This is a genomic window from Vibrio ostreicida (genome assembly GCF_013074385.2).
In the GTDB taxonomy this organism is placed as follows: domain Bacteria; phylum Pseudomonadota; class Gammaproteobacteria; order Enterobacterales; family Vibrionaceae; genus Vibrio; species Vibrio ostreicida.
Genome location: NZ_JABEYA020000008.1, coordinates 135427 through 160608 on the forward strand (window position 1 = coordinate 135427; position 25182 = coordinate 160608).

At 45.2% G+C, this 25182-nt stretch carries 18 protein-coding genes; 6 read left to right on the top strand and 12 right to left on the bottom strand.

The annotated features are described in order from the left end of the window. Positions 1-132: 132 nt before the first annotated feature. From choV to HLM86_RS12940, 7 genes are all read right to left on the bottom strand, one after another. Complete coding sequence (gene choV / locus HLM86_RS12910; protein WP_076590553.1) at positions 133-1320, bottom strand: choline ABC transporter ATP-binding protein; 1188 nt, start codon at positions 1318-1320, stop codon at positions 133-135. A 2-nt stretch (positions 1321-1322) separates the two neighbouring features. Then, a complete protein-coding gene (gene choW, locus HLM86_RS12915; protein ID WP_076590526.1) occupies positions 1323-2165 on the bottom strand; it encodes a choline ABC transporter permease subunit in 843 nt (280 codons plus the stop codon). Between the two features lie 52 nt (positions 2166-2217). Continuing rightward, positions 2218-3156: a choline ABC transporter substrate-binding protein gene (locus HLM86_RS12920; RefSeq protein ID WP_076590525.1), complete on the bottom strand. Its 939-nt coding sequence runs from the start codon at positions 3154-3156 to the stop codon at positions 2218-2220. 20 nt (positions 3157-3176) lie between these two features. Next, positions 3177-4886, bottom strand: coding sequence for a choline dehydrogenase (gene betA, locus HLM86_RS12925; protein ID WP_170883074.1), 1710 nt, complete (start codon positions 4884-4886; stop codon positions 3177-3179). A gap of 24 nt (positions 4887-4910) precedes the next feature. Then, positions 4911-6371 carry a betaine-aldehyde dehydrogenase gene (gene betB / locus HLM86_RS12930; protein ID WP_170883076.1) on the bottom strand — a complete coding sequence of 487 codons (1461 nt, stop codon included), beginning with the start codon at positions 6369-6371 and terminating at the stop codon, positions 4911-4913. Between the two features lie 19 nt (positions 6372-6390). Continuing rightward, entirely contained in the window at positions 6391-6987 is a 597-nt protein-coding gene (betI, locus tag HLM86_RS12935; RefSeq protein ID WP_076590522.1) for a transcriptional regulator BetI, read from the bottom strand. A 382-nt stretch (positions 6988-7369) separates the two neighbouring features. Continuing rightward, positions 7370-9700 carry a winged helix-turn-helix domain-containing protein gene (locus HLM86_RS12940; protein ID WP_076590521.1) on the bottom strand — a complete coding sequence of 777 codons (2331 nt, stop codon included), beginning with the start codon at positions 9698-9700 and terminating at the stop codon, positions 7370-7372. A 219-nt stretch (positions 9701-9919) separates the two neighbouring features. On the opposite strand from HLM86_RS12940, the gene HLM86_RS12945 reads away from it, so the two are divergent. The 3 genes from HLM86_RS12945 to HLM86_RS12955 are packed head-to-tail and all read left to right on the top strand — an operon-like array spanning position 9920 to position 12022. Further along, on the top strand, positions 9920-10612 hold the full coding sequence (locus HLM86_RS12945) for a cytochrome c biogenesis protein CcdA (RefSeq protein ID WP_170883077.1): 693 nt from the start codon (positions 9920-9922) through the stop codon (positions 10610-10612). Between the two features lie 9 nt (positions 10613-10621). Continuing rightward, on the top strand, positions 10622-11104 hold the full coding sequence (locus HLM86_RS12950; RefSeq protein ID WP_076590519.1) for a TlpA family protein disulfide reductase: 483 nt from the start codon (positions 10622-10624) through the stop codon (positions 11102-11104). Between the two features lie 9 nt (positions 11105-11113). Then, on the top strand, positions 11114-12022 hold the full coding sequence (locus HLM86_RS12955; RefSeq protein ID WP_170883079.1) for a peroxiredoxin family protein: 909 nt from the start codon (positions 11114-11116) through the stop codon (positions 12020-12022). Positions 12023-12094: 72 nt separating this feature from the next. On the opposite strand, the gene HLM86_RS12960 is transcribed toward HLM86_RS12955, so the two are convergent. The 4 genes from HLM86_RS12960 to HLM86_RS12975 form a co-directional block, all read right to left on the bottom strand. Beyond that, complete coding sequence (locus HLM86_RS12960; RefSeq protein WP_171831456.1) at positions 12095-13054, bottom strand: transposase; 960 nt, start codon at positions 13052-13054, stop codon at positions 12095-12097. 206 nt (positions 13055-13260) lie between these two features. Next, positions 13261-15384: a penicillin-binding protein 1C gene (gene pbpC / locus HLM86_RS12965; RefSeq protein WP_076590566.1), complete on the bottom strand. Its 2124-nt coding sequence runs from the start codon at positions 15382-15384 to the stop codon at positions 13261-13263. Next, entirely contained in the window at positions 15384-20030 is a 4647-nt protein-coding gene (locus HLM86_RS12970; protein ID WP_170883785.1) for an alpha-2-macroglobulin family protein, read from the bottom strand. Before HLM86_RS12970 ends, pbpC begins: the two co-directional genes overlap by 1 nt. A 710-nt stretch (positions 20031-20740) precedes the next feature. Continuing rightward, the gene (locus tag HLM86_RS12975) at positions 20741-21181 is read right to left on the bottom strand and encodes a ribosomal maturation YjgA family protein (RefSeq protein ID WP_076590593.1); all 441 of its coding nucleotides are present in this window, start codon (positions 21179-21181) and stop codon (positions 20741-20743) included. 421 nt (positions 21182-21602) lie between these two features. Here HLM86_RS12975 and HLM86_RS12980 point away from each other — a divergent pair, with 421 nt between their 5' ends. Genes HLM86_RS12980 through HLM86_RS12990 form a run of 3 tightly spaced genes read left to right on the top strand, consistent with a single transcriptional unit; the run spans position 21603 to position 23471 of the window. Further along, positions 21603-22568 carry a hypothetical protein gene (locus HLM86_RS12980; RefSeq protein ID WP_367947047.1) on the top strand — a complete coding sequence of 322 codons (966 nt, stop codon included), beginning with the start codon at positions 21603-21605 and terminating at the stop codon, positions 22566-22568. Further along, complete coding sequence (locus HLM86_RS12985; RefSeq protein ID WP_170883786.1) at positions 22565-23011, top strand: DUF2079 domain-containing protein; 447 nt, start codon at positions 22565-22567, stop codon at positions 23009-23011. The genes HLM86_RS12980 and HLM86_RS12985 overlap by 4 nt, the downstream gene beginning before the upstream one ends. 58 nt (positions 23012-23069) lie before the next feature. Next, complete coding sequence (locus tag HLM86_RS12990; RefSeq protein ID WP_170883787.1) at positions 23070-23471, top strand: hypothetical protein; 402 nt, start codon at positions 23070-23072, stop codon at positions 23469-23471. Between the two features lie 141 nt (positions 23472-23612). On the opposite strand, the gene HLM86_RS12995 is transcribed toward HLM86_RS12990, so the two are convergent. Then, positions 23613-25127, bottom strand: a complete 1515-nt coding sequence (locus tag HLM86_RS12995; protein ID WP_170883788.1) for an Eco57I restriction-modification methylase domain-containing protein — start codon at positions 25125-25127, stop codon at positions 23613-23615. Positions 25128-25182 lie beyond the last annotated feature (55 nt).

Sequence of the window (25182 nt, forward strand, 5' to 3'; positions counted from 1 at the left end):
ACGCTAAGTGTATATTTTTTAAACGTCAGGGGTAGAATATACGCGGAGAGATCTACCAAAGTCGCTCTTCTCATTTTGATCATCATTCAATAAAAAGTCTCTCTATTTGAGCCTCACTCTTTCTTTCACGGTTCAAGCCGCCTCTGTACTATGATGTTTGCCTAATAAACCCGCATAAAAATCGCCGTCATCCAGCACACCAATCAATTGGGTCCCTTCTACCAATAAAATAGGGAGAGCGCTGCGTTGTTTTAGTCCTATCGCCTCGCGCATTCCGATGTCTGGGTTGGCGATTACCACAGATTGTCGATCAATATCTTGGATTTTAATCGCTTTATCCCGCCAATCGACCAACTTAAGATCAGGGTGTTGGGCTAAATACAGCTGATTGTTACGTTCTTCAATCCACACTTTTTGCGTTGAGCAAATCTGCCACCTGTCGATTTCTTGCACCAGAGTACTGGCAGGTTGCATCAAAGACCGCCCTTTTAAAACATTCAGTGGGTTGGTGTGCGAAACAAAGTCCTTCACATAGTCATTTTTGGGCGACAGCACAATTTGTTCTGGCTTACCGTGTTGAATTAACTTACCCGATTCCATAATCGCAATCTTGTTGCCGATTTTCAGCGCTTCATCAAGATCATGGCTAACAAACAGAATCGTTTTATTGAGCTTTTTCTGTAATTGAATTAACTCATCTTGTAGCTGTGCCCGGATGAGCGGATCCAGCGCTGAAAAAGGTTCGTCCATCAACAAAATATCGGTGTCCATGGCAAAGGCTCTGGCCAAACCGACTCTTTGTTGCATCCCTCCAGAGAGCTCATGCGGGTATTTATTTTCCCAGTCTGCTAATTCGACCATTTCCAGTTGTTGTCGGGCTTTATCGCGACGTTCGGCTTTAGCGATGCCCTGCATTTCTAAACCGAAGGCCACATTGTCTAAAACCGTTAACCACGGCATGAGAGCAAATTTCTGAAACACCATTGAGATACGGCGAGTGCGCAAGTGGCGAAGAGTCTGCTCACTGCATGAGGACAGTTCAACCAGCTGTTCTCCGTCTTTAATTTTCAGCGAACCTCGCGTAATCGGATTTAAACCATTAACGGCGCGGAGCAAACTCGATTTACCCGACCCGGACAGGCCCATCAGGACACAAATCTCTCCTTCTTTGACACTCAGGCTGACCTTATCGACACCGACAACTTGGCCAGTCTGATCAATGATTTCTTGTCTCATTTTACCTTGGTCCAGCAACGTCAACGCCTGCTGGGGCTTATCACCAAAAACAACATCGAGATCGTTAATTTGAATCGCATCCATCATTATGCTTCCTTTTGATTAGGTGATTTGCACAAGCGATCAAGGATAATTGCCACCAATACAATCGCCAAACCCGCTTCAAAACCCTGTGAAATATTGACCGTGTTCAATGCTCTCACCACAGGCTTACCCAACCCATCGGCACCCACTAAAGCCGCAATAACCACCATAGACAGTGACAGCATAATGCACTGAGTAATGCCAGCCATGATGCTTGGTAGGGCTGCCGGAAGCTCGACTTTATACAATAACTTCATTTTGCTAGCCCCAAACGCCTGTCCTGCTTCGATCAGCTCTTCTGGGACTTTGGTGATGCCCAAATAGGTCAGTCGAATCGGCGCGGCAATCGCAAAAATGATCGTCGAAATCAAGCCAGGAACAATGCCAAGCCCAAACAAGACTAGAGTCGGTATCAGATAGACAAAGGTGGGAACGGTTTGCATCAGATCTAAGATCGGCCTTAACAAGGTATATAGCCAAGGACGATGCGCCGCCATCACACCCACTGGAACACCAATCAATACGGAAATCGTTGTCGCGGCAAACACCAAAACAAAGGTTTCCAGCATTTCTTGCCAGTAGCCAAGATTGAGTATCGTCAGTAAGGCCGCAACAATGAAAAGAACCAAAGGAATACTGCGATGAAGATACCAAGCGATGGTTGCGGTCAACACTATGGGAATAGCTGGAGGCATCCATTTAAAAATGTCGACCACAAACAAAATAACGGTTTCTAAAAAGAAGGAAATAGCATCAAAGAAACCGGCAGCGTTAAGCGTTAACCAGTCGACCACGGTTTCCATCCATGCACCCACGGGGATTTTGTTATTCGTAATAAAGTTCACTATAAAACCTTTTATTGGAGGTGAGGGAACCTAGGTTTCCTCACCAATAGGATTAGGCGTTCGAATTGATGTAACGATTGACCGCCGCCGCCGCATCATCACCTGTCAGCGTTTTCACGCCTTCTAGCCAAGTTTCAACTTGCTGCGGGTGCTGCTTAAGCCACTGCTGTGCGGCTTTCGAGGGTTTCACATTTTGATTCAGAATGGCTTCCATCAGCTGGTTTTCCATGTCTAAGCTAAACTCAAGATTTTTGAGCATTTGCCCAATATTTTGACACTCAGCCATATAATCCGAACGAACGTTGGTATAAACATTCGCACCGCCAAAGTTGGGGCCAAAGAAATCATCTCCACCAGACAGGTACACCATCTCGACATTACTGTTCATAGGATGAGGTGCCCAGCCTAAGTACACAATCCATTGGTTGCGGCGCACCGCTCGGGTAACTTGAGAGACCATGCCCGCCTCACTCGACTCGACCAGAGTAAAATCCTTGAGTCCAAACGCATCACGGTCGATCATTGATTGGATTAGACGATTACCGTCATTACCTGGTTCAATCCCATAGATGCGACCTTTAAATTGGTCAGCGTGCTTGACGATATCATCAAAATTCTTGACCCCAGCGTCATAGACATACCTAGGAACTGCAAGGGTATACTTGGCGCCTTCAAGATTCGCTCGTACCGTTTCAACTGTGCCTGCTTCACGGTATTTAGCGATATCTCCCTCCATCGTTGGCATCCAGTTGCCAAGGAAGATATCGATATCACCGTTTGCCATCGATGAATACGTCACTGGGACCGACAACAGATCGGTTTTGGTTTTGTAACCCATTCCTTTGATAAGCTCGGAGGCCACTGCCGTCGTGGCGGTTATATCCGTCCAGCCAACATCGGCAAAACGAACCGTTTCACATTGATTCGCATAAGCGTTGGCCGTCAAGGCACTGAGCGCAAGTGCCGACAGCGTTTTTGTTATCATAGACATCATCATTTTCCTTGTAAGATTTACTGATTTGAATCGATAGACGCCAGCGATCTTTTTGGCATCGATAATCTTTGTTTGTGTTGCCATTGCGGGGCCAACCAAACGGGTTGGTTCGCGGGTTCCAACACCGGATGGCCCAGAATCATATCCGCAGCGCGTTCGGCAACCATAATAGTCGGTGCATTCAGGTTGCCATTTGGAATGGTCGGGAACACCGAAGAATCGACCACTCGAAGAGAAGCAATGCCTCTTACCCGACACTCGGCATCGAGCACCGCAAGAGGATCATCATCCGCCCCCATTTTGCAAGTGCATGAAGGGTGATAGGCGCTTTCAACATTTTTCTTGACCCAGTCATCAATCGCTTCGTCTGTGCTGATATCTAACCCAGGCTGAATCTCATCTCCACGATAAGCATCCATCGCAGGCTGCTGCAAGATCTCCCGTGTCAAACGAATGCAATCACGCCAATCCTGACGATCCTGACTGGTGGAAATGTAGTTAAACTCAATTCTAGGCTTGTCGATAGGATTCGAAGAAAGGATAGACACCGCCCCGCGACTTTCCGGCTTGTTCGGCCCAACATGGACCTGAAAACCATGACCATCAAACGCTGCCTTTCCATCATATCTCATGGCCGCTGGTAGAAAGTGATACTGGATATTTGGCCATTTCAAGCCTTCTCGAGAGCGGATAAATGCACAAGATTCAAAATGATTAGTCGCCCCTAAGCCTTTGCGGGTCAAGACCCACTCAGTGCCAATCATTGCCTTACTAACCAAGCCCAACTTGCTATTAAGGGTAATGGGTTGCTTGCAGTGATATTGAAAGTAGACTTCGAGATGATCCTGAAGGTTTTGCCCTACTCCTGGTAGCTCATGTTTGACCTCAACACCTGCATTATCGAGCACCGATTTTGGTCCTATTCCCGATAACTGTAACAACTGTGGCGAGCCAATCGACCCTGCGCTTGAGATCACTTCTTGGCTAGCAAAACACTGCGTAATAACACCAGATCTTTCAAACTGAACACCAAAAGCTGCCTGCTCTTTAAGCAAAATCTTATGGACCACGACACCTTTGAGCAACGTAAGATTCCGACGTTTTAGAGCGCGCCTTAAGTAGGCGTTAGACGTCGAGGCTCGGACCCCTTTATCCACCGTCATATGCATCGGGCCGAATCCTTCCTGCTGAAAACCGTTGTAATCGCTTGTCTGTGGGTAGCCAGCTTGAGTCCCTGCCTCTATAAATGCTTGATAGAGCGGGTTGCGCTGCATATCATTGCCGCCACACGTCCCTAATGGGCCTTGACCCCCACGATATTCATCCGCACCACCAATCCAAGATTCCGCTTTTTTGAAATACGGCAGGCATGACTGGTAGTTCCAACCCACCGCTCCTTCTGCTTCCCACTGGTCAAAGTCACAGGCATGCCCTCTGACATACACCATGCCATTAATCGAGGAGCTGCCGCCAAGGACTTTTCCCCTCGGGCAATGCAGATGACGTCCGTCCAACCCCGATTCTGCAACGGTTTCAAACTGCCAAGCGTAGCGATCGCTGTTCATCGGATAAGAAAGCGCAGTAGGCATCTGAATGAAAATGCTTTTGTCGGTGCCCCCTGCTTCCAGAAGTAAAACACGATGTTGACCACTTTCTGTGAGACGGTCAGCCAACACGCAGCCAGCCGAGCCCGCACCAACGATGATATAATCGTAGTGTTGTTGCATTATGAGTCTCCGTAAAATTAACGTTTAGGCGTAAGGGCTCTCAAAGCCACCAAGCTCAATAAGCACACTCTTAGTCTGAGTATAATGACGCAAGGTCTCTGGGCCATTTTCACGGCCAACACCGGAATGTTTATAACCACCCACGGGCATTTCTGCAGGAGAATCTCCCCATGTGTTGACCCAACATATGCCAGCTTGCATCTGGTGGATCACGCGATGCGCCCTGGCCAAATCTTGGGTGAACACGCCCGCCGCCAGACCATAGTCAGTGGCGTTGGCCCGTTGGATGACCTCAGATTCCTCATCGAATTTTAACACTGACATGACTGGGCCAAAGATCTCACTCTCAACATGAGCCATCGAATCATCGCAATCCGTAAATACGGTCGGAGCAACGAAGTTTCCTCTGTCTAACCCATTTTGAGTGATCCGGTAGCCACCCGTTAGCAGAGTCGCCCCACTTTGCTTTGCTTGCTCAATGGCATTTAAGACTTTGTTAAGATGCTCGCTGGAGATCAAGGCGCCAATTTGAGTTTCCATGGCCATAGGATCGCCAACAATCAGCTGTTCTGTTCTTTGTTTTAGTTGCTTAACAAAAGCATCGTAAATCGATGTATGGACGAAAACACGGGTCCCATGGGTACAAACTTCACCCTGAGTGTAAAAGTTAGCGACCATGGCCGCTGATACAGCATCATCCAGTTTAGCGTCATCAAAGATAATCATGGGTGACTTGCCACCCAACTCCATGGTGACCTGCTTTAAAGTCTTGGCGCTATCTGCCATGACTAATTTGCCCGTTCCCGATTCACCCGTGAACGAGACTTTGGCAATGTCTGGGTGTGCAGTCAGCATCTGACCGACTCGGTGATCCCCCTGCACAACATTAAACACGCCCTCTGGCAAGCCCGCCTGAGTAAAAATTTCCGCCAGTTTAAGCGCGGTGAGTGGTGTTTCCTCAGAGGGTTTGAAGATCATCGCGTTACCCGCAGCCAGTGCCGGTGCCGATTTCCACATTGCAATTTGAATGGGGTAATTCCACGCTCCGATACCCGCACATACGCCTAATGGCTCACGACGGGTATAGAAAAACTGGCTGTCACTGAGCGGCTGCTGTTCACCCTGCAAAGAAGGGGCAAGCCCAGCAAAATACTCTATCACATCCGCGCCAGTGGTGATGTCCACTGCCAGCGCTTCTTGAAGGGGCTTACCCGTATCCGCGACCTCAAGCGCAGCCAGTTCATCATTGCTTTCACGCAATAGAGCTACAGCTTTGAGGAGTATCCGGCTGCGCGCTACTGGCGTCATTGCAGACCAAACTTTAAACCCTTGTTGTGCTGATTTAATCGCACGTTCAACGTCATTCTGGCTGGCCTGACCTAACTTCGCCAAAGGTTCACCATTGGCGGGGTTGTACGTAGTAAAATGCTCTTGCGATGTCGCTTGGCACAGGCGACCGTCGATATATAGTGATTTCATGTCCATGTGATTATCTGACTGTACGTTATTGTTGTGAGTAAAAAGTGAGTTGTTTATCAAGGTAGTCGTTGATGATCAGCCGAGCTTTGTCAGCATCAATGCCATCAGGATTGAGCGTCCCACGTAACCAGATTCCATCAATCAAGGCAGCGATACCATGGGCTATCATTTCAGCGCGTTCTCGGTCAAACAACGCATTGAGCTCGATTTTCAAGTGAGAGAGTAAGCGCCTTTCATTGACCTGTTGAAGACGCTTTAGCTTGGGGTCATGAACCGAATAACTCCAAAACGCTAGCCAAGTATTCGCGACTTTATTTTCTGCCTGATAACCGACAAAGTTGCCGTCAATAATGGCATTAATTCGTTGATGATGCGCATCGCTCGCCAGCGCCGCAAGTCTCTTCGTCACGGTCGAGGAAAGCTGACGCAGGATTTCTCTCATCGTTTCTTCGAGCAAGCCATGCTTACCACCAAAATAGTGATTAATGATTCCCGTGGAGACGCCCGCTTCCTTGCTAATCAGCGAAATGCTCGCGGCATGCAAGCCCACTCTATCAATGACGGTCATTGTCGCTTGAACAAGCTGTGGCTTTCGGATATTTGGCATCCCAACCTTTGGCATTAACGGCTTCCTTTTTTAATTGAACGTTCAATTAAATATAAAATGCCTGAAAATTAGTTCGTACTCAAATTATTTTTAGTAAAAAGTGATAATTATCGGTATAAAAGTGATTGAAAAATAGGGCGAACAACCCGAAAATCAGGAACGAATCTAGCTAAAACCTTCCCAGATTTAGCTAGAAATAATAACATTAAAACCAATACTATCAATAATATATATAATAAATGGCCTAATTCAATGACCCCGTTTTTTATTGAGACCACGATATCAATTTGGGTGGGGAATATTTATTTTTGACAATAATCATTAGAACCCTAATTATTTGCGCTAAAGTGACCTTAGAACGCCGATCTTGCGAAGCGGAATACACAGCAATTTGGGGCTAATAACGGTTCCACTGCCCTTCGCAGTAAACAGAATGTGCTTCCGGCTCCTCTAAAAGCACACTCACTCGACCTGCTTTTCTCCGTTGATAATGGCTAAGTTGCCACTGATCGTTTTCCGTCCAGTGCTGCGGGTAGGTTTTAGAAAACTGCTCGAGGACATCGACTGCTTTCTTATGGTGACCCAACTCACTGTGCGCTCTGGCTAAATAACGCGCCTGTAGTCTCGTAGTCACCTCATGTTCGCTCAGGGCAACGGCTTGGTGGTATTGTTGATGGTCAAGATAGAGCTTCATCAAGGAGTACACGGCGTAGTGATGAGTAGTGGGCGCACGCGTGCCATTTTGGTCACTGACCGCCTGAGTTAAATAGCGATGGGCTTGTTGATATTGCCCCTGCTCACTGTACCCCCAACCCAGAAAAATCAGGCTAGATAATCTCAAAAGTGGGCTCGACAGTTGAGGAAGAATTTGCTCAAACTGTTGCAAAGACAGAGTCAATTTTCTTCCATCGTTAGCAAACAAGCCTTGATCTAACAAAGCGAAGGCCTGATAGAAATGGGCCGTTTCTATTAATTTGGGCGCTTTGAGATCCTGCGCCAATTTAATCGCCTCTGCAAAGGTTTGCTCGGCCTGATACCCACGATGGTACTGAAGCTGAAAAAAGCCTGTATAAATAAGGGCTTCAGCTAACTCATAGGGTTGTTGTAACTGGCGGAAAAGTGAGACTGCCGCCTGCAGAGCCTCCTCGCGTTCTTGTTCAGGCAGCGCATAGTTACGCGCCATGGCAAGTTGAGTGTCCGCCACTTTCGGCAAATACCCCAGTTGTCTGTAATAGTTGAGAGCCTGACGTAGTTTTGGACCATTTTCCGTCATGTCGGCCATTGGACTCTGCTCCAGACCTTCGTTTGCTTGATTGCCTAAATAGAACAGCCTATCTGCCTGATAATTTAGATTATTGGATGGCGTTTTAATCTGCTGTGCTTTTTCCAACCAGTGCTGTTGCTCCTGCCATTGCATTGACTGAAAAGCCACGCTTGCCGCTAAGCGGTAGGCCTCAGACTTTAGTGGGTTATCATGACTGCGCTCCGCCGCGGTAATTGCGCGCTTAACTGACATTGCTGCCTGTTCATTGCCAAAGCGTATGGCCAGCTGTGCCTGCCAAACCGAAAATAAACCGCGCAACACCTTGTCTTCGGGTGGCACCTGAGCGTCTAATTGCTCGAAAGTTTCTTGGGCAGCTTGCCAATCGCCCAGTAACAGTTGAGTCCGGCCGAGATAAGCTTTTGGCCACCAGTCATTAGGATCTAATACCGCTGCTGCGTTAAAATATCGCTGTGCTTTCAACGCACCAAACTGCTCTAAGACACTGATGCCCTTAGCAAAACTTTCAGAACTCAGCTGCAAAAAAGTCGCGCCACCCGTTTTTCGCTTGGTGGCACGCGGGTCAAGCAGCAAATCGATCTGTTCAGCCACCGCGTAGATGTCACTCGGTAATGATGGGTAGCTGATACTGCCCTGCTTAATCGAACCATCCGCGTAAATGATGTTGAAGTCCAATACCTGCTGCTGATTGTACAGCCTAAACTGCGCTTCAATTGCCACGTCTGTTTGATGGCGTTTCAGTAACTGCTTGAGCTGCTCAGGAGATGTCGAAGCCCCCAGCTTCCCATCCAGCAACAACATTTGTGTCTCGCTCGGCGAAATCACATCGTACTTGGCCGTCTGTCTCATCACCATTGACATCATATCCGCGAGCCCTAACTCAACCCAGTTGAATTGATTCTGTCCTGTTTGGTTACTAAACGGCAGTATCATTAAAGAATGCACAGCAGTAGATGTTGGAGACTGAATGGTTGGCTGGACATGGCGTAATACTACCGCTCCCATCACAAACACCATTCCAATGACGGCACCCAGTCGAACCAACGCACGTCTCGGCACCGATCGTTTCTGGGTTGGTGGGCAGGTCTGATCCGCCACTTCAAGATAAGCGACACCTTGCTCGTCTGGTAACTCTGCCTGCGCTGGACTGACATCTGCTATCCACTGATAACCCCGTTGTGGGTAGGTCCGAATGTAACTGGGGGTTTGCGCTTTGTCACCCAAGGCTCTGCGCAGATCACGCACACTCTGAATCAGGGACGTATCACGATATTCGCCATGTCGCCACAATGTGCTCAACAATTCATCCTTACTGACAACCCTATCTTTATTTTCGATCAAGTAAGTGAGTAATTCAGCGACTTTGTGGCGCAACCTTTTTTCGCTGCGCTGCCCGCCTGATAGGTCATAGAGGTACCCGGTTTCCGTGTCGAATTCAAAATGCATGAAAACGTGCATATTCCAACCATGGTGAAACAAAACATGCCCAGTATATTAAATCAATTTCACCCCCAACCTCAATCAAACACGGACATTAAACCAACGCTATGTAACTAATTTTATGTGATTTTATACCAATTTTAGGTCGATTTTAGGGGCTGATGATATGGCCTCAAAAAAAACGCGCTATAACTCGGTGGCCTCAATCAAATCAGGAACCCATTAATGGAAACGCTTATTCAAACCATGCTTGTGGACGGCCAACCTTCTTTGTCTCTGCTGGTCATTATTTTTGCGGGCGGAGTGCTGACGAGTCTCACTCCCTGCGTCTACCCCATGTTGCCGATTACTGTCTCTGTGGTGGCGAGCCAAGCCAAAAGCCGTCTGCACGGTTTTCGTCTATCGCTGCTCTATACATTTGGGCTAGCGCTGGTCTACAGCTTGCTCGGTTTCCTTGCCGCGAGCACCGGCCAGTTGTTTGGCGGTGTCGCTAGCCACCCTGCGACCATGACACTGGTCGCTAGCCTGTGTTTGTTGATGGCATTGTGGATTTCCGGGTTGATCAACCTGCCTGCCTTTACAATGCCTGTCCCAGTTTTGCTAAAGTCCCCTTGGCTAAATGTGCTGGTCGCCGGCGCTATTTCCGGACTGGTGATGGCCCCTTGTACGTCGCCTGTCCTCGGTATGATGCTGATGTATGTCGCCTCAGCAAACAACCCGATCTGGGGCGCAGCGATGATGTTTGTCTTCGCCTTTGGAATGAGCACGCTGCTTATTCTGGCCGGCACCTTTACAAGCTTTCTCACAACGATGCCACGCTCTGGTCGTTGGATGATCGCTGTTAAGTGGTTTATCGCCCTCACTATGCTCTGCGTTTCGGCCTATTTTTTCTACCAAGTTTTTACCCTACTCACATAAGGAAATATCATGAAATCACTCTCGATTATTCTTACTAGCTTGTGGCTGGCAACACCGGTCGCTGCAAGCGCCTTGCCGGAACAAACGGCCAACCTTCAAAGCGTCACTTTATCTGGTCGCCAGATTGATCTCGCTGAACTGAAAGGAAAAAAACCGGTATACCTGAAGTTTTGGGCAACATGGTGCAGTTACTGCAAAGAGGAAATGCCTCATTTACAAGCAATTAAAAACCAGTATGGTGATGATATAGAAGTTATTTCCATCAATGTCGGGCTCAATCAAACGCCGCAGCAAGTCACACAATATATGCAAAACCATCAATACGACTTACCTGTTGTCTTTGATCGCGATGGACTAATCACTCAATCTTTTGATGTGGTCGGCACCCCGCATCATATTCTTATCGACCGCCAAGGTAACATCGCTTATCGAACGTTCTTGGCCACTGATAAGCTCGACGCAATCATTGACCAATGGTCTAACGAAAAGTAAGAGGCTCGCATGAAAAAATTAATCACTCTAGGGGCACTGGCCTTCTCCTTTTCAACACTGGCCAATCCACTCGCGACCGAACTGCGCAGTATTGATGATCATGCCCTATCGACAGATGAACCTCTTCACTTGGTCTTTTTTAATATCTGGGACAACTACGACCCTCAAGCAGGCGCATTGGGCTTTGTGTCGCGCCTGCCAAATGAGTTTAAGCGCCACTACAAACGTGTCTGGATTCAACCTGACATGAATATCACACTCCAGCAAATGAAGGATTATCAGGGGTATTTCCCAACCGTCACCCCATTGATCCTAGATAAACAATTTAGCCTAATGAAGCACCAAAAAATCTGGACAACACCTCATCATATTCTGCTCGAAGACGGTAAAATGACGTTTTCTGGGACAAGTGCTGAGTTAAGCCGTGAATTGGGTCTTACAACCGACGCCGCCGAGGTTACCGTTAGCTTGCCTTCAACCGAACCTAAAGGCAGTGGGCCTGTCGTGTACAAACGTTTAAAAGTGGGGGAAGCCGCGCCTCTGTTTGTCAAAAAAACCTTACAAGGACAGGCACTCTCGCTTTCTGATCAACTAACACCCCCACAAGCAAGACCCATGACGTTAGTCTTCCTTGATGCAATGTGTCCGATGCCCCATTACCCAGACTGCGAGGAAAAAATTGCCCGTCTCAATATGGCCGTGGCCAGTGATGAATCCACGCAATGGCTTGGCGTCATCAGCCCATTTTACATCAATGAAAACATCGCCTCAGAGTTTGCGGCCCGAATGAAGCTGGATTTGCCTTTGGTGTTTGATTATGGCAATGAGATCTTTCGTGCCTACGGAGTCCACGCGACACCTTATCAGATTAAGCTCACTCCGGCAGGGACGGTGGCGAGCCGTGGCAATATAGAGTAGATGACAGTGCGCGCCGTTGCGGAAGCTGCCAATACGGTGCGCTGAGTATGTAAAAGACTGGCATACCTACCGTTATGTGAGCTGATACCCGTGTATACGCTGCCTGTTCATTATCGGGATGACCGTGGGGAAACTCGCTTTCCCTCCCACCAATAAAGCGCGTTTATGTTCTAACTGGGTGCATGCCGTTAACCAAGAGCATGGGCTGATTTTCACTGTTTGGAGCAGTGGTGGTATGGATTGAGGGACGCTTTGTTTGTTCGGCCTCATCTGTCTTCCGGTCCAATCGACCAGTTCAAGGTAGTCGACCAACCGAAAAGGCAGGCCGTCGAGGTTAGTCTGGTCAGCGTGACCAATAAAAGGATGAAGGCAAGGAGCGCTTGGTTGTGGCTGAATTAAGGCTTCAAGCCGCACTTTAATGGAAGTATAGTCACACGCTTGTAACGTATCGCTTAGGCCAGCACGGATAGGATTTAAGTCCGTGTATGCCATGGCGGCCAGCAACGCCTTTTCATCGAGTAGCGCCTGACTTTTGTAGCGGCTTTCCCAAAAGTGGCCCGTGCAGCGGTCTTCTTTATTGGCTTTTAAGGCAATCTCAAAATTGAGCTCCCGCATAAACCAACTCAGGCTGAACAATCGCTCTCGCCACTGCGCGATGAGAGTTAGGGCGGCCTGATGCTCAGCATCGCTGCCCAATGAGTGGGACAAAAAACGCTGAATAAGAACGGGTTGAGTATGCAATTGAGACCAACGCTCGATGATTTGCTGGTCAGACATTGCTTGAGCGCGGGCTTGGTTGATGTGGACAACCAGATGATAGTGGTTACTCATTACGGCATAGGCACAGATATCGATACAAAATATCTGGCTTAGAGTTTGAATCCGAGAAGCAATCCATTCTCGGCGATGTTCGTAACTTTTTTGTGTATGGGCATCGTAGCCACATAGGAAAGTGCGTCGGACACAACGTGAAACGCAGTGATAATAAGGTGTGGCAGCCAGGCAGATTTGTTGGTTGCGTGCTCGTGTCATGATGGTGCCTAGGGATGGAATGAGAATGTCACGACTGTAACGGTTTCTTTTCTGGAAAGCGGAATAAAGATAAGTAGTTACGAGGCAGAGTTGATTTTTCTGCTGGGCGTCATACCTTGCTTACAAGGTGCCTGTCCTTGTTTAGACGGTTAGACTCGGTCCCTGTTAAACTTAAACTTAAACTTAAACTTAGGAAAATGGGATTCCTAGTGAACAAAGAAAGTAATTTGTTCACATTTCAAATGATTACAGGCCTTAATTTTTTGCTCACCTTTGAGGGAATGAGCATCTACTGTGTTGCTACTAGGGGCATTATTGATAAACCAACGAACGCGCCTATTTGAAGATTTAAATTCAAATGTCTGATCAGGATAAGGGTAGATATGACTCCCATTTTTTGGAAACACAATTTCAAAATCCTTGTTATTTTTTGTCGAGTGTCTATTCCAAGCTTCAAGTTTCTGAGGCCATTGATGTAAGTTGTTAGAGTGCATATGTTTTCTTAACGTCCAAGGTGTTACGCCGCCAATACTCCACGCGGTCAATTCCATCAAACAGTGGTCAGCTAACACCACCTTTTTATTGAGCCCACTCGGCCAGCATATTTTTACAGGTTCTACCCTAGACGGTTTTTCCCTCCGACCAATGTCGTTAGGAAGTAGGTCAAAGACGTCAAACAATAAGGGGGACGCCATTGAGGCCCCTGTTTGACCAACATAGGGGGAACCATCAGGCCTTCCGACCCAAACACCTACCGTATAATCAGTACTCGTGCCTATTGCCCATGCATCACGAAAACCAAAACTGGTGCCAGTCTTCCAAGCAACGCTTCTGTTGTATTTCAGTATGGGGCGATCAACGGGTGGGGTTTGCAGCATCGTACGTACAATCCAAGCACTCTCTCTCGATAAGAGCTGTTCCACCAACATCAGGTCATGAGGTGTGAATCTTGGTAGGACTGATTTCCCACCACGGTTTAACGAACTGTAAAACATGACCAACTCTCGTAGCGTTGAGCCTCCTCCTCCCAAGGCAAGACTTAGATTTGAGTCAGGCAAACGGAGAGACGCGCCAAGAATTTCCATCTTTTTTACAAATGATTCAACCCCTAACTTGTCGAGTAGGTAGACAGGTGGAATATTTTTGGATCGTTGCAGGGCCTCGGTTGCACTGATTGCACCACTAAACACTTTGTCAAAATTCTGAGGCCTGTAGCCGGAAAAAGACATCGGTATGTCCATTAAAAGGCTTTGAGAATGGATCATGCCTTGCTCTAATGCGGCACCATAAATGAACGGCTTTAAGGTTGAACCAGGTGACCTTATTGCTTTTGTCATATCGACGTGCCCGTAGCTACGTTTATTGTCAATATCTAGTGAGCCCTTATAACCTAAGACTTTTCCGGAGGCATTCTCTAACACGATGATGGCAACCGATAGCCTTCCATAGAGCGATTCAAACCGTGTCTTGGCTATCGAATTGAGATTTTTCTGAAGCTGATCATCAATATACGTTTCAATAACGTCCAAGCCGCTATATTTTCGTTTTAGTTCTCTCGCAAGCAGTGGAACTGAACGTTTGATTGGTTGCCTTGCAGGCCGAACAGGTTCATCTTTCAACAAAAAATATTCATCAGATGTCAGTAAACCATTGGCCATTAGTCTGCGCAAAACCTTGTTTCGGGCTGCCATCGCTTTCTGTGGATATCTATCTGGACGATAAACACTTGGCCTTTGAGGTATCACAGAAAGCAAAGCCGCATCAGACAAATTTAACTCATTGGCCGATTTACCAAGATAACGTTGACTGGCCGCTTCTACCCCCTCGATGTTTCCCCCCATTGGAGCAAATGTCAGATACAGAGATAAAATATCTTCTTTTGATAACTGGTGTTCTAATTGCAAGGCTCTATAGATTTGGACAATTTTTCCTAAGTACGTTCTTTCGACGGGATACAAGATTCTCACGACTTGCATGGTCAGTGTCGAACCACCAGAAATAATCTTACCACTTGATATTCTCTGTATCAGCGCCCGAATTAAGGCTCGCCAATCGAAACCAACATGTGAAAAAAAACGTTGGTCTTCATAGTTTAAAAGGGTATTAAGATACACATCTGAGACGTATTGCGTTGTCACTGGGATTCGGAATATGCCTTGTTCATCCGCAAATTGTCTGAGTGTTTCACCTTCGCTAGAAACGACATTCACAGAATGACTTTTCGTGTATTCAGAGGGTAAAGGAAAGTAATAATTAAGAAGACTCCATCCTAGCACTGCTAAAGTCACAGTGCCGAGAATGAAGAAAAGCAAATACTTGAGGCGACGCATTAACGAACGATTTTAATCACTTTATTGCGCTCTTGAGTCAGCAAAAAGCGTTCAGGGGCATACATATCTTCAATGTAAACGCCGGGGACAATGGACTCACCGGCAGTTTCTGCACGTAAGACATAATAGAACACATAATTTCGTTGCGCTAAAAAGTCAGCGCCCACAACAAAGCGGTCATTTCGATACTCCGTGACTTCGGATGAGGTCGAAGTGAGATCAAGGGATTCTAGCACCTCTTTGGAACCTGTGAATTGAGGGTTTTCTAACACAAAGCCACCGGGCAGGTTGTCGACCAACATTCCACGCTTGACGCTTTGACTGAGTTTAAATTCGACCTTTGCAATTAAAGATTGACCGACATTAAGCGTCTTCCCTTTCCAAGGCTTGCCTTCCGTCGTCAGGTAAGTTCGAGTCACATGCTCAAAAGGTATCGTACTATTTAGAAGTTCAGTATCAGCATACCCGCTGACCGTTTCAGTCACATATAATGGGCTTGGAGACGTATTCTCATAGATATCATCTTGTTTCATTACTAAAGGCTCCGTAACAAACCGTGACGACGAATTCATCGAAATCGATACACCTTGGGCATTTTTGGATTCCAAATTAAGGCCCGCAACGGCCAAAGCAAACCGGTCTTGCGTACTAAAATATCGACGGTCATTCGCTAACTCAAAAATTTGCTCAGCAGACTGAATGCGTAGCTTTTCAAGAGCCGGAGTCAAAGAAGTCAGTTTTTCAAGTTCACTAACCACATTGATGATTTTCGCGTAGCCGGACAACTTACTGTCATAGTAATTTGAATAATCTACGACTTTAGAGGTTAACGTCTTTGAGGCAGCGTTAATATAGGTTTCAGCGGTTTTAAGATCCCCTAATATATAAAAAGTAGCCCCCAAATAGAGTGAATTGAGTGCACCTATCGTGCTTTTACCTTTCAAGTAAGTATTGGCATCGGAGTAAGACAGTTGACCATGTTTTGACAATACATAAGCAGCGTACTCCTTGTGGATTGAAAGGTTTTTATTGTAGATTCGCTGCTTCACTCTGCGTGACGTTGACTCAACGAGTTCGGCTTGCACAACCGTGGGGTAGGCCCCTTTTGCTGTGAAAAGAAAATCAGCCACGTAAGAAGTTAACCATAAATCTTCTCGGGAGCTTAGCCCCCAAAGCCCGAAACCACCATTCGGTTTTTGCGCCGTAGCCAACTTGGATACCGCTTTATAAATGATATCTTCTGGCGCTTCATCGACCTCGTTCAACTGTGGTTCGGCTCTTGAGATCAGGTCGGGTTCTAACCATGGAAACGCTTTACTGGTTGTTTGTTCGACACAACCATATGGGTACCTAAATAGCCCCTCAATGAAAGTATTTGTTTCAATGGACGGGTTGTGACTAAACGCAATGACGCTTTGGCTATCTCCAACCCTTTTCACCCCATCCCAACTTGCTTTGTTGATGACGATTCTATCTCCGGTGTTAAGGATGCGAGAGGTAACCTTTGTCACATATGGGCGAGTTGACCTTACCGGCACCTTCCAAGTACGCACCGCTTTATAGAGCGTACTATCAACCGATAAGCTGAGCTCTGAAACGCCGACTTGCTCTCCAACCTCGACGTCAACTGAGAAACCTATCTTATCATTTGGTAAAATGGTGAAACTTTTCGGATAATTATCTTTCAGTTTGAGGTGCGAACTAGCCTCTAGATTGAGTTTGACTGATTGTTTTGAATCGGTTTGATTTGATGCTTCAACATATAATTGGCTTTTATTCTCTGACGCAAAAAATCTAGGAACTGATAACTCCGCAACAATCGGTGCACTCACTTTTATGGCTTCAGAAGCAACACCAAATTTGTTGCCACTGACTACAATGGCCACGACTTCAACTTCACCGTTATAATCCGGCACAGTGACATCAATCATCGCCTTGCCTTTGTCATCAATACGAATTGGGGCAAGTACTTGATTAAACGTTTTGCTTTCAACAAGGTTACCCTGCACTGCTCTATCGTCTAAGCCTCCGTCCCCCCCATAGCGATGGGTGATATAGGAACTCGGTCTTGATTCAAATTGCCTCGAATACAAGTCAATCACATCGGCACTCAAACGTTTTTGGCCATAGAACCACTCAAACACATCTGGGATAGTGTAGTTTGATAGATTCAAGATCCCCTTATCTGCAATCGTGATCAAAGCGAAGGCATCCTTTGCTTCTTCAAGATTTGTTTGTATTGATAGCTTTTGACTGGTTAGCGGTTCAAATTTATCAGGCATGTTAAGATAGACTTGCACTCGACGATCATCTCGATACAGTTTGACCGGTTTGACTGAAAGCAAGCGCTTGGTGTACGACTCCTCAGTGTTTGTGAGAGTCGCAATCACATAGAGATCGTGTCTGGTTAGATTCTCTGGCAAGGAAATAGACATTGATGCGTGCTTATCCATCGACATCGTCTTGCGGGCGTAGACCTTATCCGCCACAAGTTCGACATTGAGTAAGCCCTTCAGAGGGCTTTGAACCTCTATGTCGATAGTGTCCTCCGACTGAAAGCTCTCCTTATTGAGGGAGAGATACAACTGATCGGGCTTGATAGGAATCTGCTTATCTCCCTCCTTCCAACCTACATAGAACGGAAAGACAGTACGTTGCCCGTCTGATGACGTCGCCGTCAATCGGTATTGTCCCCACTTAGCTGGGAAAGAATAGTTTTCGGTGTTCCGAGTCAAGCTTAACTGTTTGGATTCAACCACCCGCCATTTATCATCTCGCTCAAGGACCCAACCAGAGCTTTGATTGTGCACCCAGTAGTAACCACCTCGGTTTCTCTCAATGGATACGTCCACATCGCCAGAGAGAATTTGGTCTCCAGTTCCGCTCAGCAGTGCAAGGCTAAACTTCGCCTCTTCAAAGTACGAGAAACTGTCCGATTGTGGCCTGATCCCTACAACCGGTTTGCTATTTGATACTAGAATAGTATTTTTCCGAGAGGTGACACCACCTCCTGCTTCAAAAAGATAGCTATTGAGTGTGAGCAAAGCCGGTCCGACTAACTTTTCTTTCGGTATTGCGTCAATGTCAAACTCGATTTTACCCGAAGAATTGAGTTTCGTATCAATGGGCTTGGGTAAATCGGAATAGGCAAACCTTTTATTGGAACCAATAAAATAATCTTTATAGGCACCGGGGAAATGGGACAGATATTTTAGTGTCGGGTTCACCTGCAGACGATTACCATCAGCAACTTGACCGAAAAGGTAATGCCCTTCTGCCTTGACGGTCAATTGCGCACCCGCATCCATCACTTCCGATGAAACGACGTTGAGGTCCATCCGTTCAGGAACAAACTCTACCACCGTGAAAGTAAATGTCCCCAAGCTGAAATCGGAAGTTTGATTGACTTTTGCGCGAACAGACCATTTACCCAAATCAGCGGATGGTGGTAATGAGAAATTGACACTAAAAAACCCTTTCACCGATTCTTCCACAACCTTAGAAATAGCAACCGCACCATTTGGTTTGATTAATTCAAAGTACATCGCTTCTATGTCTGTCGTGGAGCCATCACTGTCTCTTACTAAGGTATTAATGGTGATGCGTTCTGACGGCTTAAATAAATCTCGATTAGAATAGACAAAGGCTTTGGTTTTCGTTTCGCTTTCTCCGTCAACATCGAAGTCACTCAGGTCCAAAGGAATCTCTTTAACAGGTAACACAGCAACTTTTGAGCCTGCTTCTACATAAAACACATCACTTGGCGCACGATTGGAATAAGTGAACTGAGCAAAACCATCCTCGATTGGGTGGCTGCTGCGTAGCCCTTGCTGAGAATACACGTGTAACTTACCTGACTTTAAAGGTTTATTGTTTTTTAAATCAATAACCTGAACAGAGGCGTCAGATTCAAAAACTTTCGCTTGCAAGCCCAATTCAGACAGCAAAACATGGAAAATGGAAGGCGAGTCAAATGAGTTCGACGGTTTGATGGCGATAACATACCAACCACTAGCCAGTGAATTTGGTAGCGTTAGATTGGACAGCTTCGATTGGTTTGGTAATCCCGGTGAGATTGGAAAGTTTAATTCTTCAGAATGGGTGAAGTTTTTTCTAAGCTTTTGAGCGCTCCATGTACCTAATCTTTTTGTGTAGAAATACTCATTGAATAACTCGGGGACATTATCCACTTTGAAAACGGACATGTTTATGCCGGCCGCATTGACCGACTCAATTGGGATAGCGCGATCACCTGACGCATTCACAAATGGGCCATTACCCAGAACTCTAACTGATGGGTCGGCTTCATAAATGGACACAACTTCTATCTTGTCGAGACCATCATGTGTGGTCCCTGCTAACGAAACTTCATAGTCACCTAGACCAAATGTGGTGGTCGAAAAATACTGATAAGTACGATCGCTAGACAACACCCAACCTACATTTGGAATAGCGGTATTATCTTTGATTACGGGCAAATTGACAGCCTTTGAAATTTCGCCTTCTAGGCTAACAATAATGCTCGCTTCATCGTTGATCGTTCCTTCTGATACCTGAGTCACTGTTATTGCGTATGCTTGATAGGAAAAGACAAAAAATATGGAGAGCAGCAGAGCGACTCGTGAAGTTAGAGTTGGCAGTTTCATCACATTATTACCAATGATTCATTTAGTAGAAGCTTTCATGTATACATTTGAGAGGCGGCCTACTGCGGGCGACCTTGTTTTTTCAGTGTCAAGACGGCTAAAAGTTAGCTTTAATCTTACTCATTAGGGCAATTAATTATTAAGACTTTTCGGACTAAAAAAGCACCTTAAAAAGGCTCGTATTGTAAGGCTCTAGACCCCAGATATAAATAGAAAAATGTTCGTTCTTGATTAAATATTACACCATGCTTAGCGTCTATATACAATAAATTTCTGTGACAAAACAATGATATCGCTGAATGAAATAGTGGTCACGAAGCTATCACTCAAAATACACTAACCGGTAGTTGTCGCCACTAAATTTTTCCGGTGGCTGTCGCCACTTACCAAGCTTCAGGCACAAAAAGAGCCGCAAGAAGCGACTCTTAATCGATCGCATGGTGTTGAAACAACCATAAAATGAAAATCACGATTTAAAAGGACAGATTTAAAAGGACAGGCACGCAGATTTAAAAGGACAGGCATAAGAAAACGGGGACAGATTTAAAAGGACAGGCACGCAGATTTAAAAGGACAGGCATAAGAAAACGGGTGTAAGACTAAACAAGATGCCTGTCCCTGTTAGACTAAACAAGATGCCTGTCCCTGTTAGACTCCCTGTCCCTGTCAGACTGTTCGAATCCCACACTTTGGCTGACTAGACGTTTATTTCAACTCGGCTTTCCTTTCTTTTCCAGCCACCAACACAGTAAACCCCCTACGCAGTAAGCCAGCAGATCTTTCCAATCAAACGTGGCCCCAAAAATCACCGTTAACGGTGATGACGGTTTGATACCAAACCAAGCGGACACTTGCACTAGTTGCCCTAACTCGACAATAAACGCAATCAACACCACCATTGAAACCAACCATTTGACGGGCATAGATAAGCAGCTCGCCAGTAAGTAGTAGAGCCAAACCACCACTAGAACATCACCGAATGTCGGGCGAATAAAGCTGTCTCTAACGTAAAGTGCGATAGCGACCAAAGCGATAAAACACACAAGGCTTTTCAGTCCATTTTTCATTGAAAAACGAAGGTGGATAAACGACTTTTCTTCAAGGGTATCGCTTGACTGACCAGTAAAAATAGGTTGCTTACGCGTCTTCATGATTAACCTTTCGGTTTCTTCTGCTTTCATATTTTGAGTATACCAGTCGACGTTACGCGTGATAACCATAGTGACGCTTAAAATAGCGAAGCACAGTAGCACCGACATTTTTGTTGCCAATGTCATTCGACGAACTATCGAAAAGAAATAACCACTCTATTAAAACGCTGTGATACTAACCTCATCTAAGAACATTTTGTTAAAACGCACATTCATTTAGCTACCTTTTGTTTGTTTTGATAGATAAAATACTCCCTTACCTGTATCCGGCGATAAGAACATTATGAGTGACAACAAAAAGAGTATATTTCCTAAAACATCCATGGCCTATGAGGCTGAAAAAAATACGTAACCAGTCACTCATACAAACGCTGATGGAAATACCTTTTTCCCAAAAACTTCAATTGCTTATGAGAATGAGGTGAAGTCAACTCGCGTGACACCTGGTATGGGGAAAGGATTCTTACCCCCACTAAAGAAAAATGCATTAGCTCAAAGCACCACCCCTTCACAAAGCTCAGCTGTAAGTATTTCTCCAGAAAATATGTATTGGCCTCCTTATAACTTTACGACAGGCGAATACATCAATACAAAAGACACGTGGAAATCAATGACGACCTCAACTGGAGCTCAAGTAATGATTAACTACGGTGTCAATGGTAAGGATGTCGTGTCTACTTCAATGGTGATAGCTCAGTTTAATATTCACGGCCTAAAGGCAACAAAGCTTGGGCTCAAAGCGACATTTGGTATGGAGATGTCTACGTATTACAACAAAATTGGTTCGGAGATGATTAAGTTTTCTGGTCACTCGGGCTTGAGACGGATATTAACGGCATCGGCCTATAAGTTAGACAATCCAAAAGTGGTGCAGTTAGGTATAGGGAAATACGGATTAGCCAACTCCATCAAATCCGGTACTGTCCTAACGATCTATATTGCTGCTGGCTATCGAATCCTAGATTATGCTCTCAACGATGAAGTTTTTTTGGCTGACTTAATTGGCTCACTCGCTACAGATATTGTAAAAATAGGCATTGCCTCGGCTTTCTCCGCTCTCGCTGGAGCTGGTGTAATGGCATTAACATCTTATGTCGCTGCTCATTTAGCTGTTGTAGTATTTGTCGGCCTTGCTACGGCGTGGCTCTTGAACGAGATGGACAACTACTTAGGAATAACCCCCGCTGTCATAGAGTTGCTTGAAAAGGCCCAACAAGAGGCAGCTGAAAAAGGTAGAGAGTTACAACAGGAGGCTTACGACGGCGTTTTGGATCTTATGGCAATGCTAATAGAAGGAGCTCTTGAAACGAGTAAAAAAGTGGTGGAGTCTGAAATTAAACATTTTGTTAAGAAATCAATTAATGATTTGGTTATGAAACCGCTATGAATACATATTTCCTTTTCAACAAGTTTAAAAGGGTCTACAAGATTGCATTATATACCGTAATCATGGCTTCTCTATCATTTTCTTGTCTTTATTTGGGACTCCACAAGGTAATGGTTTTAGATGACCCCTTTGGTAAAACAGAAACATACTCTCGCTTCGATTTTGCTGCGATACCTATGGGTATAGGTTTATTCATCGTAGTCATACTAGGGGTATTTTACGTTATTGCTGAAGAAAAATGGGAGGACCGTTTTGGACCGGCATTGCCACTTTCTTTAGTCGGACTTTTATTAGTTACTGTTTTAGTCACCGTAATAACACCTTCTATTTATGAAACAAGATATGAGAAAGCAGGACTTCTACCATGTAAAGGGATTCCAACAGGCCACCTCCCTCTATTTGCAAAGAAGTTTGCAACAGATCCTTCGCTTTGCAATGAATAACAGAAATTTTCGCGCAGCATTAACGAGCAAGATGGCATTGAGTTCTTAGGATATTATAATGAGTTTAGTCAAAGCATTTTTTCAACATAGAGAAGGCGGAACAGAGCTAGTAGAACATGAAGTAGATATAAATTTTCATCGTGAAGCTTTTGAAATTATTGACAATTTCCCTTGGGTCACGGAGCTCGACTTGACGGAGCAACTGGGCGAAGGTGGTGGATTTTTCTTTTTATTAGGGGACTTCAATGGAAAGTACGCGAGCTATCAATACACACCGACATCAGAAAGCGGTGGTTTATTAGATCTTGAAGTTGTTTACAAACCTAATTTCTTGAACATCTTTGGTCGCGGCTCTTTGTCAGTTAGTTTCGATTATGTCTCGGCCGAAGAAGCCAAACAAAAAATTAAAGAGCTGTTTGAGTATTCTATAGATTATCTCTACAAAAAATACAAAAAGTGAGCGAGGACAGGCATAAGAAAATGGGCGAAACAAGGTGCCTGTCCCTGTTAGTACTATTCATGTATTACAAACAAAAAACTTGAAGCTGCTATAAAAGAAATATACCCAGATAATGATTAATCAGCGTCCTAATATGGCGATTTACAACCTAAATCTATCAACCAGCTCATCAACTCTATCTTGCTCTAGGTTGATTCCTTCATATTGAGCGGCTAACTCAACTAACTGTTCGTGCGTTGGATATCTTAAGGTTCGCAAATCTGTGGCATTAACCTGAGTATGACCGTTCATCTGCCTAAAGTACTGGTCTACCAGTGTACTGTTTAGGAAAATCCATAAACCCTTTGCAAAGTCGTGTTCCAAAGGTTGGTTATTCGAGTGGAAGTAGTTCGTTTTGTTTTCAAAGCCAACTACTGGTACGTCTGCAACTTCTGCTGTGTACAGTGACGCTGCAATTCTTCGCTTCTCTTCTTTAGCCGTTAATCTACGCGTTAATACATACGTTCCATTTGGAACCATTAGCTTTTCTGTATCTACATTATTAAGCAATGAGTTTGGCTTCTTAGAGTCTTCTAACGGCCAGTGAATCTCACCTTGCTTTAAGTGTTGGGGAAAAATTAATGGTACTGAGTTTTCACATACATCTTGAACCAAGTTTTCTCTAGTTCTAAAATCCACGACTCGGCCTGTGCTTGCTTGAATACCCAAGTCTTCTAGAGAGCAAGGTAAACCGCCAGCAGTATGAGCAACATTCTGTTCTTCTTCGTTCGTTATGATATGAATGAATCGATCAGGGTTATTTGGATTAGCGACATCACTAAACGGCACTTCAAATATTTCTGGGTTAGGGTCTTCAGCGCATGAACTTGATGCTACTTGTACAATTTCTACTTGCTGTACACCTTTCTTTAGATGAAATATCACATTCTCTTGAAGCACTTTATCTGTTTTAAAAGCCGATTTACGGCTATTAAACACGTGAATTTTATTTAACGAACACTCATCAAGAATGAGCTTTCTGAAATCATTGAAATATGGTCCGTTACAAAAGCTTCTTGGAGTAATAGCGACTAATTCGCCACCTTCTTCAAGTAACTTAATAGCAAGGCCAACAAAAGCGGAATACAGGTTCCCTGTTTCAAAACCAATCTTTCTAATCTGCGAACGCTCTGGGCCTTTCGCTGAAATTTTAAGGTAAGGGGGATTAAGAATGGCCTTATTGTAAATTGGTACAAAGTTTTCTGATTGGATTTGTTCTACGGCCGATCGAATAAAGTCTTCCTGAATGACTTCCTTCTCCCAACCGATATTGCTTCGACTTGATAGCTCTAAACAATGAGTAAGAGTTTGTTCAAGATGCGAAACCATCACTTCATCAATTTCATAACATGTAGAATGAATTGAACGTGCTGTTTGTGCCGCTTTAGACGTAAAAGCTGCCGACAACGAACCTACACCAGCGCCTGCATCAAGTAAGCGAATATCACCAGACATATCATCAAACATACTCGCCAACAGGTTGGATACCGCGGATGAAGACATAAACTGACCAAGTTTACCCTTTAAATTAACGTCAAGTAGACCGTTCGCGGTCTCGCGAATTTCATCTACTTTACTATTGATATTAATCGGTTGGGCTTCTAGTACATCGGTCATTATGTGTTCATTTATACAGTGGTATTTCAGTTAGTATGTCAGATTGAATAACTAT

Coding starts and splice junctions, on each gene's coding strand:
- choV (WP_076590553.1), bottom strand. CDS start 1,320: ATGGATGCGATTCAAATTAACGATCTCGATGTTGTTTTTGGTGATAAG.
- HLM86_RS12920 (WP_076590525.1), bottom strand. CDS start 3,156: ATGTCTATGATAACAAAAACGCTGTCGGCACTTGCGCTCAGTGCCTTG.
- betA (WP_170883074.1), bottom strand. CDS start 4,886: ATGCAACAACACTACGATTATATCATCGTTGGTGCGGGCTCGGCTGGC.
- betB (WP_170883076.1), bottom strand. CDS start 6,371: ATGGACATGAAATCACTATATATCGACGGTCGCCTGTGCCAAGCGACA.
- betI (WP_076590522.1), bottom strand. CDS start 6,987: ATGCCAAAGGTTGGGATGCCAAATATCCGAAAGCCACAGCTTGTTCAA.
- HLM86_RS12940 (WP_076590521.1), bottom strand. CDS start 9,700: ATGCATTTTGAATTCGACACGGAAACCGGGTACCTCTATGACCTATCA.
- HLM86_RS12945 (WP_170883077.1), top strand. CDS start 9,920: ATGGAAACGCTTATTCAAACCATGCTTGTGGACGGCCAACCTTCTTTG.
- HLM86_RS12950 (WP_076590519.1), top strand. CDS start 10,622: ATGAAATCACTCTCGATTATTCTTACTAGCTTGTGGCTGGCAACACCG.
- HLM86_RS12955 (WP_170883079.1), top strand. CDS start 11,114: ATGAAAAAATTAATCACTCTAGGGGCACTGGCCTTCTCCTTTTCAACA.
- HLM86_RS12960 (WP_171831456.1), bottom strand. CDS start 13,054: ATGACACGAGCACGCAACCAACAAATCTGCCTGGCTGCCACACCTTAT.
- pbpC (WP_076590566.1), bottom strand. CDS start 15,384: ATGCGTCGCCTCAAGTATTTGCTTTTCTTCATTCTCGGCACTGTGACT.
- HLM86_RS12970 (WP_170883785.1), bottom strand. CDS start 20,030: ATGAAACTGCCAACTCTAACTTCACGAGTCGCTCTGCTGCTCTCCATA.
- HLM86_RS12975 (WP_076590593.1), bottom strand. CDS start 21,181: ATGAAGACGCGTAAGCAACCTATTTTTACTGGTCAGTCAAGCGATACC.
- HLM86_RS12985 (WP_170883786.1), top strand. CDS start 22,565: ATGAATACATATTTCCTTTTCAACAAGTTTAAAAGGGTCTACAAGATT.
- HLM86_RS12990 (WP_170883787.1), top strand. CDS start 23,070: ATGAGTTTAGTCAAAGCATTTTTTCAACATAGAGAAGGCGGAACAGAG.
- HLM86_RS12995 (WP_170883788.1), bottom strand. CDS start 25,127: ATGACCGATGTACTAGAAGCCCAACCGATTAATATCAATAGTAAAGTA.